Source organism: Caulobacter sp. UNC279MFTsu5.1 (genome assembly GCF_900114015.1).
In the GTDB taxonomy this organism is placed as follows: Bacteria; Pseudomonadota; Alphaproteobacteria; order Caulobacterales; family Caulobacteraceae; genus Caulobacter.
Genome location: NZ_FORN01000060.1, coordinates 1 through 12,857, shown reverse-complemented (window position 1 = coordinate 12,857; position 12,857 = coordinate 1). Strand labels below are relative to the sequence as shown.

Here is a 12,857-nt window from a genome sequence, read left to right as displayed (position 1 = left end):
CGTCAGGGCGCCAGGACGGCGATGATCTCGATATCCGGCTCCGAGCCGCAGGTGCTGGCGGCGGCGCTGTATTGAATCTCGACCTCCGTGCGGGTCAGCAAGGCGCTGAGCGCTATCGACAGGATCGCGTCGCCCCCGACGCCGCTCGTGATGCGGAAATAGGTGATCGAATTGTCGTCCGAGCGTCGAAGCCCGACCATCCGACACGAGGAGTTCAGGCGTCCCTCCGCGCGAATAACCTTGCCGCGCACCACGGCGGCCTGAGCCGTCGAGGATAGCGCCAGCCCCAGAACCGTCAGCGACACCAAGACCGCTTTTAGAGACATGATCGTCTTCCCCAGCTTGAGATTTGCATCTTGCCGATGGAGAATCGAGGAAGACAAGGGCGAATCCATGCGGCGCGACCACGGTATGATTTGAACGCCCGGAAGGAAGTACGCGGTCATTTCTGCCGACGGCGTTCGCAATGTTTCAGCAACCTGTTGAAATCGCTGAAACCGAAGCCTTGCACGGTCCTTGCGGAGCATGACCCGCCATCCTCACGGCGGAGTTCACATGCTTACCATCGGTTCCAGCATCATGGCGTCGTTCAGCGCCTCGGCCCTGGCCAGGCTCAACGCCGCCACGGCGCCCAAGGCGGCCCCCTCCTCCGACGCCGGCCTGAGCGCCGCGCCCCCAAAGTCGGCCAAGGACGAATTCATGGAATACGCCAAGCTGACGCCCGCGCAGAAGATGCGCGCGGCCATGCTGGCGCGGATGGGCCTGACCGAGGAGCAGGTCAAGGCGATGTCTCCCGAGGATCGCAAGAAGGTCGAGGACCAGATCAAGCAACAGATCAAGGAGCAGGTCGAGAACGACCCCAAAAAGGCGAAGGGATCGTTGCTGGACGTCTCGGCCTAGATGAGCCCCGCCAGCGGCGAGCTGGGGTCGGCGTAGAGCCGCTTCTGCATCCGGCCCGCCAGATAGGCTTCACGGCCGGCGATCACTGCGTGCTTCATCGCCCGGGCCATGCGGATCGGATCCTTGGCCTCGGCGATGGCGGTGTTCATCAGGATGGCGTCGCAGCCCAGCTCCATGCCGATCGCCGCGTCCGAGGCCGTGCCCACGCCGGCGTCGACCAGCACTGGCACCTTGGCGTTCTCGACGATGATCCGCAGGTTCACCCGGTTCTGGATGCCCAGGCCCGAGCCGATCGGCGCGCCCAGCGGCATGATCGCCACCGCGCCGGCGTCTTCCAGCTTGCGGGCGTAGACCGGGTCGTCCGAGCAATAGACCATCACCTGGAAGCCCTCGGCGACCAGCAGCTTCAGCGAGCGAAGGGTCTCTTCCATGTCCGGATAGAGGGTCTTGGGATCGGACAGCACTTCCAGCTTCACCAGGTCCCAGCCGCCGGCCTCGCGGGCCAGGCGCAGGGTGCGCACCGCGTCCTCGCCGGTGAAGCAGCCGGCGGTGTTGGGCAGGAAGGTGAATTCGGTGGGTTTGACATAATCGACCAGCAGCGGCTGGGTCGGGTCTGTCAGGTTCACGCGGCGCACGGCCACGGTGACGATCTCGGCGCCCGCCGCCTTGGCCGCCGCGGCGTTGGTGGCGTAGTCCTTGTACTTTCCGGTGCCAACGATCAGGCGCGAGCGGAAGGTCCGGCCGGCGACGGTCCAGGTGTCGTCCGAGGACGTGACGGATTCGGGGGAGACATGCGCGTTCATGGGGCCGGTTTACGCCTCCGCGCCCCGGGTTTCAAACGCAGAGGCCTAGCCGCCGCCGATGAAGGTCACGATCTCGATTCGATCGCCCTCGGCCAGGGCGGTGTCGGCGTAGGTCGAACGTGGCGCGATCTCGAGATTGCGCTCCACCGCCACCTTGCGGGCGTCCAGGCCCAGCGCCGCCACTAGGTCGGCGATGCTGGAAATACCGGCGACATCCCGTTCCTCGCCGTTCAGTAGAAGCCTCATGTCACCTCCGAAGCGAGCCCTGCTTGTGACGCGGGGGAACCGGCTATACAAGACCTCCCGGAATCGACGGCGGAGCCGAATGGTAAAACCGATCCATGTGCTGAGCGGACCCAATCTCAACCTGTTGGGAACGCGCGAGCCCGAGATCTACGGCAAGGACACGCTCGACGATGTCCGTACGCGCTGCGAGGCGCGCGCGGCCGCTCGGGGTCTTTCCGTCGTCTTCCGGCAGAGCAATCACGAAGGCGTGCTGATCGACTGGGTCCAGGAAGCCCGGACGGAGGCCTGCGCGTTGGTGATCAATCCGGCGGGCTATGGACATACGTCGATCGCTCTCCTCGACGCCCTGAAGACCTTGAATATCCCGGTCATCGAGTGTCACCTGTCCAACCCGGCGGCGCGTGAGGATTTCCGCCGCCACACCTTCGTTTCGCTTGCGGCGACCGGGATCGTCTCCGGCTTCGGCGCGGCGAGCTATGAACTGGCGATCGAGGCCGCAGCAGGCCTGATCGACGCGAACTAGCCGGCGACCCCGGCATTAAGAAGACAGCAAGGTAAGCTTCTATGTCCAATCCCAAGGCCCCCGCCGATCCGGTCGAGACCCCGTCGATCGACGCTCGCCTGGTCCGCAAGCTGGCCGACATCCTGAAGGACACGGGCCTCTCGGAGATCGAGGTCGAGCATGCGGGCCTGAAGATCCGGGTTGCCCGCGAACTGACCGTCGCCGCCGCCGCGACGCAGTATGTCCAGGCCCCGACCGCTCACGCCTATGCGCCCGCCCCGACTCCGGCCGCCGCCGCGCCCGTCGCCGAGGCCTCCGCCCCCGCGCCGGCCGCCCAGACTGGCGAAGCCGTGAAGTCGCCGATGGTCGGCACCGTCTATCTGTCGCCGCAGCCCGGCGCCGACGCCTTCATCAAGGTGGGCGACACCGTGAGCGCGGGCCAGACCCTGCTGATCGTCGAAGCCATGAAGACCATGAACCCGATCTCGGCCCCCAAGGCCGGGAAGGTCGTCGAGATCCTGGTGGCAGACGCCCAGCCCGTCGAATTCGGCGAGCCGCTCGTCATCGTCGAGTAATCGGCATGTTTGACAAGATCCTCATCGCCAACCGAGGCGAGATCGCGCTTCGGGTTCACCGCGCCTGCAAGGAAATGGGCATCGCCACCGTGGCGGTCCATTCCGAGGCCGACGCCAATTCCATGTGGGTGCGGCTGGCCGACGAAAGCGTCTGTATCGGCCCGGCCTCGGCCGCCAAGTCGTATCTGAACATCCCGTCGATCATCGCGGCCGCCGAGATCACCGGCGCCCAGGCGATCCATCCGGGCTACGGTTTCCTGTCGGAGAACGCCCGCTTCGCCGAGATCGTCGGCGCCCATGGCTACACCTTCATCGGCCCCAAGCCGGAACACATCCGGATGATGGGCGACAAGATCACCGCCAAGCAGGCGGTCAAGGACGCCGGCATCCCCGTCGTCCCGGGTTCCGATGGCGGCGTGTCGACCGAGGAAGAGGCCTTCGAGGCCGCCGAGCGCATCGGCTTCCCGGTGCTGATCAAGGCCGCTTCGGGCGGCGGCGGTCGCGGCATGAAGGTGGCCCAGACCCGCGAAGACCTGGCTGAAGCCGTCTCCACGGCCCGCTCGGAAGCCCGCGCCGCGTTCGGCGACGACACGGTCTACATGGAGCGCTATCTCCAGAAACCGCGCCACATCGAGCTGCAGGTCATCGCCGACAGTCATGGCAATGTCGTGCACCTGGGCGAACGCGACTGCTCGCTGCAGCGTCGTCACCAGAAGGTGCTGGAAGAAGCCCCCTCGCCCGCCCTCGGCGCCGAGGACCGCGCCAAGATCGGCAAGATCGTGGTCGATGCGGTCAAGGCCATCGGCTATCTGGGCGTCGGCACCATTGAATTCCTTTGGGAGAACGGCGAGTTCTTCTTCATCGAGATGAACACCCGCCTGCAGGTCGAGCACCCGGTCACCGAAGCCATCACCGGCATCGACCTGGTGCGCGAGCAGATCCGCATCGCCGCCGGCCTGCCGCTGTCGTTCACCCAGGACGACGTGGTGTTCGAGGGCCATGCCATTGAGTGCCGGATCAACGCCGAGAACGCGCGGACCTTCACGCCCTCGCCGGGCACGATCACCGACTTCCACGCCCCCGGCGGCCTGGGCGTGCGGCTGGATTCGGCGATCTACACCGGCTACGCGATCCCGCCCTACTACGACAGCCTGATCGGCAAGCTGATCGTCCATGGCCGCGATCGTCAGGAGTGCATCGCACGTCTGCGTCGCTGCCTGGGCGAAATGGTCGTCGGCGGCATCGAGACCACGATCCCGCTGTTCCAGGACCTGCTGGTGCAACCCGACATCCTGGCCGGCGACTACGACATCCACTGGCTGGAGCGCTGGATCAAGGCGCAGGGCTAGACCTGCGAAACGCCATGGACGACGCCTTCACGGTCGATGATCTCATCGCCTGCTACGAACGCGGCGTCTTTCCCATGGCGGACGCCCGCCACGACGAGAGCATCTTCCTGATCGACCCGGAACGCCGGGGCGTGCTGCCGCTGGATGGCATGCACGTCCCGCGTCGGCTGGCCCGCACCGTCCGGGCGCAGCCGTTCGAGATCCGCATCGACACCGCCTTCGACGCCGTGGTCGAGGCTTGCGCGGCCGCGCGGCCGGGGCGGCTGGAGACCTGGATCAACAATCCGATCCAGCGGCTCTACGGCCAGCTGTTCGCACGGGGCCTGGCGCACAGCGTCGAGTGCTGGGACGGCGAGGACCTCGTCGGGGGGCTGTATGGGGTCGCGTGCGGCGCCTGCTTCTTCGGCGAAAGCATGTTCTCGATCCGCCGCGACGCCAGCAAGGTGGCGCTGGTCCATCTGGCGGGCCGACTGATCGCCGGCGACTATCGGCTGCTGGACACCCAGTTCATCACCGAGCATCTCGAACAGTTCGGGACGACCGAGATCTCGCGCGCCGACTATCGCCGTCGCCTGGGCCGAGCCTGGACGGCCCAGGCCGACTTCTATCGACTGGCGGCCGGCGCCACGGGCGCCGAGGTCTTACAGGCGATCAGCCAGGCGTCATAGACCGGATGCTCCAGCGGGTTCAGGCCCGGCGAATTGGCGTACATCCAGCCCTTGTAGATCTGGCGTCCAGGCGGCGCCACGCGGCCGGGCAGCGCCTTGGGCTGGGTGTCGACGGTGACATAGGCCACCGAGTCTGGGGCGTCTTCGTCAGGCGCCGTCGTCTCGCAGGCGCGGACCGTGAAGATCAGGGTCTTGTAGCGGATCGGCTGGCCGACCGGCGCCTCGAACCGCATCGTCTCGGTCGTCACCTTGTCCAGCGCCTGGAGAATGGCGACCGACGAGCGGGCGCGCTTGATCGGCTCGGCCGGCTTGTCGGGCGTGGTCGCGACCGGTTTGGCGACCGGCGCGGGCTGGCTCGGTGCGGCCGTCGAAGCGGTCGGCGGCGTCGGTTGTTGGGTGGCTGGCTGCGGCGCGGCGACCGGCGCGGCGGCGCGCGGACCCGGCACGGGTCGCGACTGCTGCGGTACGACGATCGGCGCGGGAGGCGTTGGCGGCGTCTGGGCGGCCGGCGGTTGCTGCGGCGTGTTCTGCAGCGCCCAGGCCCCGCCGCCGGCGAGCGAGCCCGCCAGGACCAGCACCGCCATGCCCGTCAAGAACCGCCGGTTCGTCATCCTATTCTGGCGACCAGGGCTTGTAGTCGCTGGTGGCGACCGCGCGCTCGCCGCCGCGGGCCAGCGAGCCTTTCGGGCGCCAGGCGTGGATCGTGCCGGTCAGGTTGGGATGGTGGTCCTTTTCCCAGGCGCGACGCTTCAGCGGCGCCGTGGTCGGCGGCTCGTCGAACGTGTAGTGCAGCCAGCCGCTCCAGTCGGGCGGCACCTTGGAGGCCTCGGCATAGCCGTCGTAGATCACCCAGCGACGCTTGCGGTCATCGTAGCTGTCCTTGTTGTCGCGCGCCTCGAAGTAGCGGTTGCCGTAGTCGTCCTGGCCCACGAACACGCCCCGACGGCTAATGTGAAAGCGCTGACCGAGGGTCGCGCCGTTCCACCACGTGAAGATCGCTTTCAGCACCGCGTCAGCACCAATCTAGCAAAGGTCCCGGATCCGGGAGGGTTTTTGGCAACGCCAAGGCGTTGCGAAGCGGCCGGACTATAGGTCGGCGGCCTCTCACCGTCCAGCATCCGACGCGACGTCGCGATATCAACATCTTGTGGATCCCGCTGGTGCGACGCCCCACATCTATTGAAGGCCGCCGTTCGGCGATCTAGGATGGCTAATTCTTGGCGCACCCTGGCGCCCAGGCCGCGGAATCGCCCATGCGCATCCAGTCCCGACACCCCGCCTCCGCTCCCCGCATCGCCTTGCGCGAGATCGAACGCCCCGACGCGGTCATCGAGGTGCTGGCGCCCGAGGACTGGACGGACGCCCGGGTCGAAGCCTGGCTGGACTGGGCCGCCCGGGACCAGAACGACGGCGCGATCGACCCCGAGGCTCCGCTGGGCGGCGGGCCCGCCCGCTACGCCGACCGCCTGGCCAAGGCTGGCCTGTCCGACGGCCTGTTTGGCGACGCCGCCGACGCCGAAGCCTTCCGCGACGCTCTGCTGGCCACCATGCTGACGGGCGCCGCCTCGCCCGCCAGCGCCGCCAAGGCATCGCAGCGCCTGCCCGACATCGGTGAAATCGAATTCAGGCGGGCCGCCGAGGAGCGCCTGGCGCACTGGCGTTCGGCGCGTCTGGCCGCCAAGGCCGCCGCCCGGCTGGACGCGGCCCTGGCCCAGGTCGGCGACGCCGTTCAACGCTGCCACGGCGACGCCAAGGCCTGCGCCGACCCGTCCAAGAACAGCGCGCTGGGCCGCGCCGCCCGCCGGGCCCGTGACCTGGGCGCCGACGACCGGATGATCCTCGACGCGATCGCCCTGGCCGGCGCTCCACGCACGGGCCTGGTCGAACCGGACGCGACGGCTCCCGCCCTGCTCGTCGCCTCGGCCTCCCGCCAAGGCGTGGCGGCGGTCGATGAAGCCGCCAGTTTCGCCGCCCAGGTCGGCTGGGAGACCAGCGCCCTGGTGCTGGCTCTGTCGCCCGAGGATGCCGAAGCCCTGGCCCGCGGCGCACCGGTTCGCGCGGCGATCGACGTCACCGCCTTCCAGCACGGCGAGACTTTCGACACCGCCGGTTTCAACCAGGTGGTGGGACTGTGGGCCACGGCCCTGGAGATCGAGCGCGGCGACCGCCCGGCGGAGATCGGCCTGGCCGGAGTCGGCGACTGGCTGTTGACCCAGGGCCTTTCGGCGGCCGGCGACCTGGGACGAGACGCCGCCTCGGCGCTCTGGGCCCTGACGGTCGGCGCCGCGCTGAGCGCCAGCGCCGAGGCCGCCGCCGCGCTCGGCGCCGATCCCGCCTTCGCCCAGGAGCGTCAGACGGTGCTGCGCGGCCTGGCCGAACGCCGCGTGCGCGCCGCCGCCCTGCGCTCGCCCCTGGCCTCGGAAGCCGCGGCGGCCTTGGCCGTCGCCCACGGCCTGGCCCGCAAGCACGGCCTGCGTTCGTCCCGCATGGTCGCCGCCTTCGCCGACCCGGAAGCCGCCCTTCGCCTGGCCGGCAAGCCCCTGGGCCACGCCGCCGCCGCCGCGCCGGTCTTGACCGCCCAGACCGCCGATGGCCTGCTGGTTCCCACCTTCAGCGCCGCCGCGCACCTTTGCCTGACCGAGGCCGGGGCCGACTTCGACGCCGCCCGCCGCCATGCCATGGGCCACGGCTCGCTGGCCGAGGCCCCGGCGATCGATCACATGGTCCTGCAGGCGCGCGGCTTCACCGCCCACGAGATCGAGCAGGCCGAGGACGCCCTGCGTCACACCGACGGCTTGCGCGCCGCCTTCGCGCCGGCCGTGGTCGGGGCGGGTTTCCTGAGCGACGTGCTGGGCGTTCCCGCCGACGCCCTGGCCGATCCCAATTTCGACACCTTGGCCTTCGCCGGCTTCTCCGAAGCCGAGATCGAAGCCGCCGAACGCCATGCGCTCGGCGCGCGCCGCTTGTCCGACTGCGAAGCCCTGGAAGGCGAACTGTGCGCGCTGTTCGCCGCGGTCGAGGCCCCGGTCCTGGCCGATCGGCTGGCGATGCAGGCCGCCGTGGAGACCTTCACCTGCCTGGCCAGCCCCGCCGTGCTGGACCTGCCGTTCGACGCCCGGCCGGCCGACGCCGCCCGCCTGCAGGCCGCCGCGGCCCGCGCCGGGGTCCGGGCGCTGCGGCTGAACCGCGCCACGCCGCCGGCGGGTTTCGCTCTTCCCCTGCCCGAGGCCGAAGCCGAGGCGATCAAACCGGCCCGAGCCGAACCCGCCGTCGCCGAAACCCAGTCCGCTCCGGTCAAGGAACGGATCGTCGAACGCGTGGTCGAGCGCGTCGTGGAGCGCGGCGGCCGGGCCCGCCGCAAGCTGCCCGATCGCCGCAAGGGTTATATCCAGAAGGCCGCGGTCGGCGGCCACAAGGTCTATCTGCACACCGGCGAATACGAGGACGGCGAGGTCGGCGAGATCTTCATCGACATGCACAAGGAGGGCGCCGCCTTCCGCAGCCTGATGAACAATTTCGCCATCGCCATCTCGATCGGCCTGCAATACGGCGTGCCGCTGGACGAGTTCGTCGACGCCTACGTCTTCACCAAGTTCGAGCCGGCCGGCCCGGTGACCGGCAACGACTCCATCCGTTCGGCGACCTCGATCCTCGACTATATCTTCCGCGAGCTCGGCGTTTCGTATCTGGGCCGCGACGACCTGGCCAACGCCGATCCGGGCGAGTTCAACGCCGACGGCCTGGGCCGGGGCGAAGGCGCGCCTGACGGCGCGGTCGAGGCCGAGCCCCTGCCCGCCAGCAAGTTCATCTCCAAGGGCTTTTCGCGCGGCGCCGCGCCGGACAATCTGGTGTTCCTGCCGTTCGGCGGTCGTCGTGACCAGGAGCCGCGTCCGGCCGGCGCGAGCGGCGAGGTCTGCCCGGCCTGCGGCGACCTGGCCCTGAGCCGCCGGGGCGCACTGGTGGTCTGCGACAGCTGCGGAACCCAGGCCAACGCCTCGCCCGGCGAGAGCGACGCCGGTTAGTCGTTTGCCTGGCCTTAAGCTTGCGTGACCATGCTTGATCGCCGTTCCCGCCGAAAGACGCGTGCCAGAATGAAACCGTTGCTCCCGATCCTCGCCGCCGCCGGCCTGCTGGGCCTGGCTGGTCCCGCGACGGCCCAGAACGCCGGCCAGATCGCCCAGGTCCAGAGCGGCGCCAACTGTCCGCGCTGCAACCTGTTCCAGGCCGATCTCTCGGGCAAGGTGCTCAAGGGCCGGAACCTGGCCGGCGCCCGGCTGCGTCAGGCCGATCTCAGCCTGGCCGAGATGAACCGCACCAGTTTCGCCGGCGGCGACCTGCGCGACGTCAATTTCTATGGCGGCGTGTTCGGCGGGGCCAGCTTCGCCGGGGCCAACCTGACCAACGCCAGCCTGGTCGGCGCCTATCTGGAAGGGGCCAATTTCCGCGGCGCGACCCTGGCCGGCGCGAACCTCTCCGGGGCCGAGATGGACCGCGCCATCGGCCTGACCCAGGCCCAGCTGAACAGGGCCTGCGGCGATATGTCCACCCGCTTGCCACGCGGGCTTTCCGTGCCCGCTTGCCGTTAAACTTCCGTCATTACCGCGATTTAAGTGGCGCTTGGCCGTGGTCGGCTCCAAATCGTAACCCACACGGTCGCTTATCTTGACCGGTCTGGAGGTTTCGATGTCCCGCTTGCGGATCACGCTCGCCGCCCTGTCGCTCGCCCTATCGGCCATGGCCCACCAGGCCTATGCCGGGGTCGAGGACAAGGACGTGGCTAGGATGATCTCGCTGGGCGGCGCCTGCGTGAGCTGCGAGCTGTCGGGCCGCAAGCTGACCGGCGCGCGCTTCACCGGCGCCAACTACGCCAAGGCCAACCTGATCGGGGCCGACCTGCGCGGCGCCAGCTTCTTCGGCTCCAACTTTACCGGCGCGGACCTGTCGCGGGCCGACATGCGCGGCGCCGAGATGCGCGGCGCCGGCTTCGCCCACGCCGTCTTCACCGACGCCAGGCTGTCGGGCATCGAGAGCAGCGGCGCCAACTTCGCCGCCGCCGACCTCGGCCGGGTCGACCTGTCGAGCAGCGAACTGCACGGCGCCAGTTTCCAGGGCGCCAATCTGGAGCGGGCCAACCTGTCGAGCAGCGAGCTGATCGGCGCCAACTTGCAGGGCGTCAACGCCAGGGGCGCCAATTTCAGCTCGTCCGAACTGAACGCCAGCAACATGAGCGGCGGCAATTACGAGCGGGCGTCGTTCCGGGACGCGGAGTTCACCAGCTCGATCCTGCGCGGCGCGATCTTCAACGGCGCCGATTTCCGGGGCGCCGACCTGTCGAACGCCAATCTCGGCGGGGCCGACCTGTCGAACGCCCGGGGCCTGGACCAGGATCAGCTGGACGAGGCCTGCGGCGACGGCGCCACCCGGCTGCCGCGCGGCCTGACCGTCCGCAACTGCTCGGGCAATGTCCGCGTCCGCGTCAGCTCCAGCTTCGAGCGCGCCCAGGCCGAGGCCGCCCGGGCCCAGGTCGAGGCCCACCGCGCCGAGATCGAGGCCGCCGCCCGCCTGGCCGCCGTTCCCCGCCCGCCGAAGCCGCCCCGCGCCCCGGCCCCGCCCAAGCCGGCCAGGGAACTGAATAACTAGGTCCGGCCAGGGCCCCAGACAAAGAAGCCCTCCGATCCTGCCGGACCGGAGGGCTTTTTCGTATGAGGCGGGCCTCGCCAGCCCTACACCTTGATCGGCGGGGCCGAGCGGATGTGCAGTTCCTTGTATTGCCTGTCCAGGGCCTCGGCCGGGGCGTTCATCAGCAGGTCCTGGCCCTGCTGGTTCAGCGGGAAGGCGATCACCTCGCGGATGGCCACCTGTTCGGCCAGCAGCATGACGATCCGGTCGATGCCGGGCGCCAGGCCCCCGTGCGGCGGGGCGCCGAAGCGGAAGGCGTTGAGCATGCCGCCGAACTGCGCCTCGACCACCTCGGCGCCGTAGCCGGCGGTCTCGAAGGCCTTGAGCATGATCTCGGGCTTGTGGTTGCGGATCGCGCCCGAGCACAGCTCATAGCCGTTGCAGACGATGTCGTACTGGTAGGCGCGGATGGTCAGCGGGTCCTGGGTTTCCAGGGCCTCCAGCCCGCCCTGGGGCATCGAGAACGGGTTGTGCGAGAAGTCGACCTTCTTCTCCTCCTCGTTCCATTCGAACATCGGGAAGTCGACGATCCAGCAGAACTTGAACTGGTTCTCGTCGACCAGCTTCAGCTCGGTCCCGACCCGGGTGCGGGCGAGACCCGCGAACTTGGCGAACACGGCCGGGTCGCCGGCCACGAAGAAGGCGGCGTCGCCCGCGCCCAGGCCCAGGCTCTGCATCAGGGCCTGGACCGGCTCGCCCAGGTTCTTGGCGATCGGGCCGCCCCAGCCGCCCTGGTCCTCGGACCAGAAGACGTAGCCCAGGCCCGGCTGGCCCTCGCCCTGGGCCCAGCTGTTCATGCGGTCGCAGAAGGCGCGGCTGCCGCCGGTCGGGGCGGGAATGGCCCACACCTGGTTCTTGGCGTCGGCGCCGAGGATCTTGGCGAACAGGCCAAAACCGCCGTCGCGGAAATGCTCGGAGACGTCGGCCATCTTGATCGGGTTGCGCAGGTCCGGCTTGTCGCTGCCGTACCAGGCCATCGACTGGGCGTAGGTCAGGCGCTCGAAGCCCTTGTGCTCCAGCGTCGCGCCGAAATCGTTGGTGAAGGTGTGGACGCCGTCGATCGGCGACACCGGCTTGCCGCCCGAAAATTCCTCGAACACGCCGTGCATCACCGGCTCGATGGCCGCGAACACGTCTTCCTGGGTGACGAAGCTCATCTCGACGTCGAGCTGGTAGAACTCCAGCGACCGGTCGGCGCGCAGGTCCTCGTCGCGGAAGCACGGGGCGATCTGGAAATAACGGTCGAAGCCCGAGACCATCAGCAGCTGCTTGAACTGCTGGGGCGCCTGGGGCAGCGCGTAGAACTTGCCCGGATGCAGGCGCGAGGGCACCAGGAAGTCGCGCGCTCCTTCCGGCGACGACGCCGTCAGGATCGGGGTCTGGAACTCGTTGAACCCTTGCGCGAACATCCGCGAGCGGATCGACTGGATCACGCGCGAGCGCAGCACGATGTTCCTGTGCAGGGTCTCGCGGCGCAGGTCCAGATAGCGGTGCTTGAGGCGGATCTCCTCGGGATAGTCCGGCTCGCCGAACACCGGCAGCGGCAGCTCGGCGGCCTCGCTCAGCACCTCGACGGCCGAGACGCGGATCTCGATCTCGCCGGTCGGCAGGTTGGGGTTCACGACGCTGGCGTCGCGGGCGATCACCTCGCCGTCGACGCGGATCACGCTCTCGGCCCGCAGGCGCTCGACGACCTCGAAGCCCGGGGTCTCGGGGTGCAGCACCAGCTGGGTCAGGCCGTAATGGTCGCGCAGGTCGATGAAGACCAGGCCGCCGTGGTCGCGCTTGCGGTGGATCCAGCCCGACAGGCGCACGCTCGCGCCGGTGTCGGAGGCGCGCAGGGCGCCGCAGGTGTGGGTGCGGTAGGCGTGCGTCGAGGTCATGGGAAGTCTTTGAAACGCGGTGATTTGCAAGGCGCGGAAAGGCGCATGAGGGGGCGGCGATGTCAAGGATTCTGCCTCCGCGCGAGCCCCCTCCGGCCCTCCGGGCCACCTCCCCCAGAGGGGGAGGATCTGATCGGCCGCCGCACCGAATAGCTGCTCCCCCTCTGGGGGAGCTGTCGCGAAGCGACTGAGGGGGCTTCGTGGCACGGCTTCTCGTCCTCACGCGGAAACCCGCTGAGCGTATGGAAAGGG

Annotated in this window: 14 protein-coding genes; 8 read left to right on the top strand and 6 right to left on the bottom strand. The window is 69.0% G+C overall.

Annotated elements, in window-relative coordinates:
* Window positions 1–2: 2 nt before the first annotated feature.
* Window positions 3–527 (bottom strand): hypothetical protein, encoded by a 525-nt coding sequence (locus tag BM066_RS23365; protein ID WP_143093795.1) that lies wholly within the window; start codon window positions 525–527, stop codon window positions 3–5.
* Window positions 528–555: 28 nt separating this feature from the next.
* Between BM066_RS23365 and BM066_RS23360 the strand changes: the two genes are divergently transcribed.
* Window positions 556–900, top strand: a complete 345-nt coding sequence (locus BM066_RS23360) for a hypothetical protein (RefSeq protein WP_089930693.1) — start codon at window positions 556–558, stop codon at window positions 898–900.
* Here the strand turns inward: BM066_RS23360 and BM066_RS23355 are convergent.
* Window positions 897–1,703 (bottom strand): thiazole synthase, encoded by an 807-nt coding sequence (locus BM066_RS23355; RefSeq protein WP_089930691.1) that lies wholly within the window; start codon window positions 1,701–1,703, stop codon window positions 897–899. The genes BM066_RS23360 and BM066_RS23355 overlap by 4 nt on opposite strands.
* A 45-nt stretch (window positions 1,704–1,748) precedes the next feature.
* Window positions 1,749–1,949: a sulfur carrier protein ThiS gene (gene thiS / locus BM066_RS23350; RefSeq protein ID WP_089930688.1), complete on the bottom strand. Its 201-nt coding sequence runs from the start codon at window positions 1,947–1,949 to the stop codon at window positions 1,749–1,751.
* Window positions 1,950–2,028: 79 nt separating this feature from the next.
* Here thiS and BM066_RS23345 point away from each other — a divergent pair, with 79 nt between their 5' ends.
* Genes BM066_RS23345 through aat form a run of 4 tightly spaced genes read left to right on the top strand, consistent with a single transcriptional unit; the run spans window position 2,029 to window position 5,043 of the window.
* Window positions 2,029–2,472 carry a type II 3-dehydroquinate dehydratase gene (locus tag BM066_RS23345; RefSeq protein ID WP_089930685.1) on the top strand — a complete coding sequence of 148 codons (444 nt, stop codon included), beginning with the start codon at window positions 2,029–2,031 and terminating at the stop codon, window positions 2,470–2,472.
* Window positions 2,473–2,513: 41 nt separating this feature from the next.
* Window positions 2,514–3,026 carry an acetyl-CoA carboxylase biotin carboxyl carrier protein gene (gene accB, locus BM066_RS23340; protein WP_089930683.1) on the top strand — a complete coding sequence of 171 codons (513 nt, stop codon included), beginning with the start codon at window positions 2,514–2,516 and terminating at the stop codon, window positions 3,024–3,026.
* 5 nt (window positions 3,027–3,031) lie between these two features.
* Window positions 3,032–4,375, top strand: a complete 1,344-nt coding sequence (accC, locus tag BM066_RS23335; RefSeq protein ID WP_089930681.1) for an acetyl-CoA carboxylase biotin carboxylase subunit — start codon at window positions 3,032–3,034, stop codon at window positions 4,373–4,375.
* A gap of 14 nt (window positions 4,376–4,389) precedes the next feature.
* A complete protein-coding gene (gene aat / locus BM066_RS23330; RefSeq protein ID WP_089930678.1) occupies window positions 4,390–5,043 on the top strand; it encodes a leucyl/phenylalanyl-tRNA--protein transferase in 654 nt (217 codons plus the stop codon).
* Here the strand turns inward: aat and BM066_RS23325 are convergent.
* Together BM066_RS23325 and BM066_RS23320 are read right to left on the bottom strand one after the other, a co-directional pair.
* Window positions 4,980–5,627, bottom strand: a complete 648-nt coding sequence (locus tag BM066_RS23325; protein WP_369823269.1) for a DUF2155 domain-containing protein — start codon at window positions 5,625–5,627, stop codon at window positions 4,980–4,982. The two genes, aat and BM066_RS23325, sit on opposite strands and share 64 nt — an antisense overlap.
* Window positions 5,628–5,655: 28 nt before the next feature.
* Window positions 5,656–6,051: an NADH:ubiquinone oxidoreductase subunit NDUFA12 gene (locus BM066_RS23320; protein ID WP_089930674.1), complete on the bottom strand. Its 396-nt coding sequence runs from the start codon at window positions 6,049–6,051 to the stop codon at window positions 5,656–5,658.
* Between the two features lie 245 nt (window positions 6,052–6,296).
* Between BM066_RS23320 and BM066_RS23315 the strand changes: the two genes are divergently transcribed.
* The 3 genes from BM066_RS23315 to BM066_RS23305 all read left to right on the top strand — a co-directional run bounded on the left by BM066_RS23315 (window position 6,297) and on the right by BM066_RS23305 (window position 10,683).
* Window positions 6,297–9,065, top strand: coding sequence for a TSCPD domain-containing protein (locus BM066_RS23315; protein ID WP_089930672.1), 2,769 nt, complete (start codon window positions 6,297–6,299; stop codon window positions 9,063–9,065).
* 69 nt (window positions 9,066–9,134) lie between these two features.
* Window positions 9,135–9,629 carry a pentapeptide repeat-containing protein gene (locus BM066_RS23310; protein WP_089930670.1) on the top strand — a complete coding sequence of 165 codons (495 nt, stop codon included), beginning with the start codon at window positions 9,135–9,137 and terminating at the stop codon, window positions 9,627–9,629.
* A 97-nt stretch (window positions 9,630–9,726) separates the two neighbouring features.
* A complete protein-coding gene (locus BM066_RS23305; protein WP_089930667.1) occupies window positions 9,727–10,683 on the top strand; it encodes a pentapeptide repeat-containing protein in 957 nt (318 codons plus the stop codon).
* Window positions 10,684–10,766: 83 nt separating this feature from the next.
* Here the strand turns inward: BM066_RS23305 and aspS are convergent, their stop codons facing one another.
* Window positions 10,767–12,605 (bottom strand): aspartate--tRNA ligase, encoded by a 1,839-nt coding sequence (aspS, locus tag BM066_RS23300; protein ID WP_089930664.1) that lies wholly within the window; start codon window positions 12,603–12,605, stop codon window positions 10,767–10,769.
* Window positions 12,606–12,857: the final 252 nt, after the last annotated feature.

Bases quoted from the DNA above. Each gene is read 5' to 3' on its own strand.
- BM066_RS23325 (WP_369823269.1), bottom strand. From the start codon at position 5,627: ATGGCGGTGCTGGTCCTGGCGGGCTCGCTCGCCGGCGGCGGGGCCTGG.
- BM066_RS23365 (WP_143093795.1), bottom strand. From the start codon at position 527: ATGCTCCGCAAGGACCGTGCAAGGCTTCGGTTTCAGCGATTTCAACAG.
- BM066_RS23315 (WP_089930672.1), top strand. From the start codon at position 6,297: ATGCGCATCCAGTCCCGACACCCCGCCTCCGCTCCCCGCATCGCCTTG.
- BM066_RS23360 (WP_089930693.1), top strand. From the start codon at position 556: ATGCTTACCATCGGTTCCAGCATCATGGCGTCGTTCAGCGCCTCGGCC.
- thiS (WP_089930688.1), bottom strand. From the start codon at position 1,949: ATGAGGCTTCTACTGAACGGCGAGGAACGGGATGTCGCCGGTATTTCC.
- aat (WP_089930678.1), top strand. From the start codon at position 4,390: ATGGACGACGCCTTCACGGTCGATGATCTCATCGCCTGCTACGAACGC.
- BM066_RS23305 (WP_089930667.1), top strand. From the start codon at position 9,727: ATGTCCCGCTTGCGGATCACGCTCGCCGCCCTGTCGCTCGCCCTATCG.
- accB (WP_089930683.1), top strand. From the start codon at position 2,514: ATGTCCAATCCCAAGGCCCCCGCCGATCCGGTCGAGACCCCGTCGATC.
- aspS (WP_089930664.1), bottom strand. From the start codon at position 12,605: ATGACCTCGACGCACGCCTACCGCACCCACACCTGCGGCGCCCTGCGC.
- BM066_RS23345 (WP_089930685.1), top strand. From the start codon at position 2,029: ATGGTAAAACCGATCCATGTGCTGAGCGGACCCAATCTCAACCTGTTG.
- BM066_RS23355 (WP_089930691.1), bottom strand. From the start codon at position 1,703: ATGAACGCGCATGTCTCCCCCGAATCCGTCACGTCCTCGGACGACACC.
- BM066_RS23310 (WP_089930670.1), top strand. From the start codon at position 9,135: ATGAAACCGTTGCTCCCGATCCTCGCCGCCGCCGGCCTGCTGGGCCTG.
- accC (WP_089930681.1), top strand. From the start codon at position 3,032: ATGTTTGACAAGATCCTCATCGCCAACCGAGGCGAGATCGCGCTTCGG.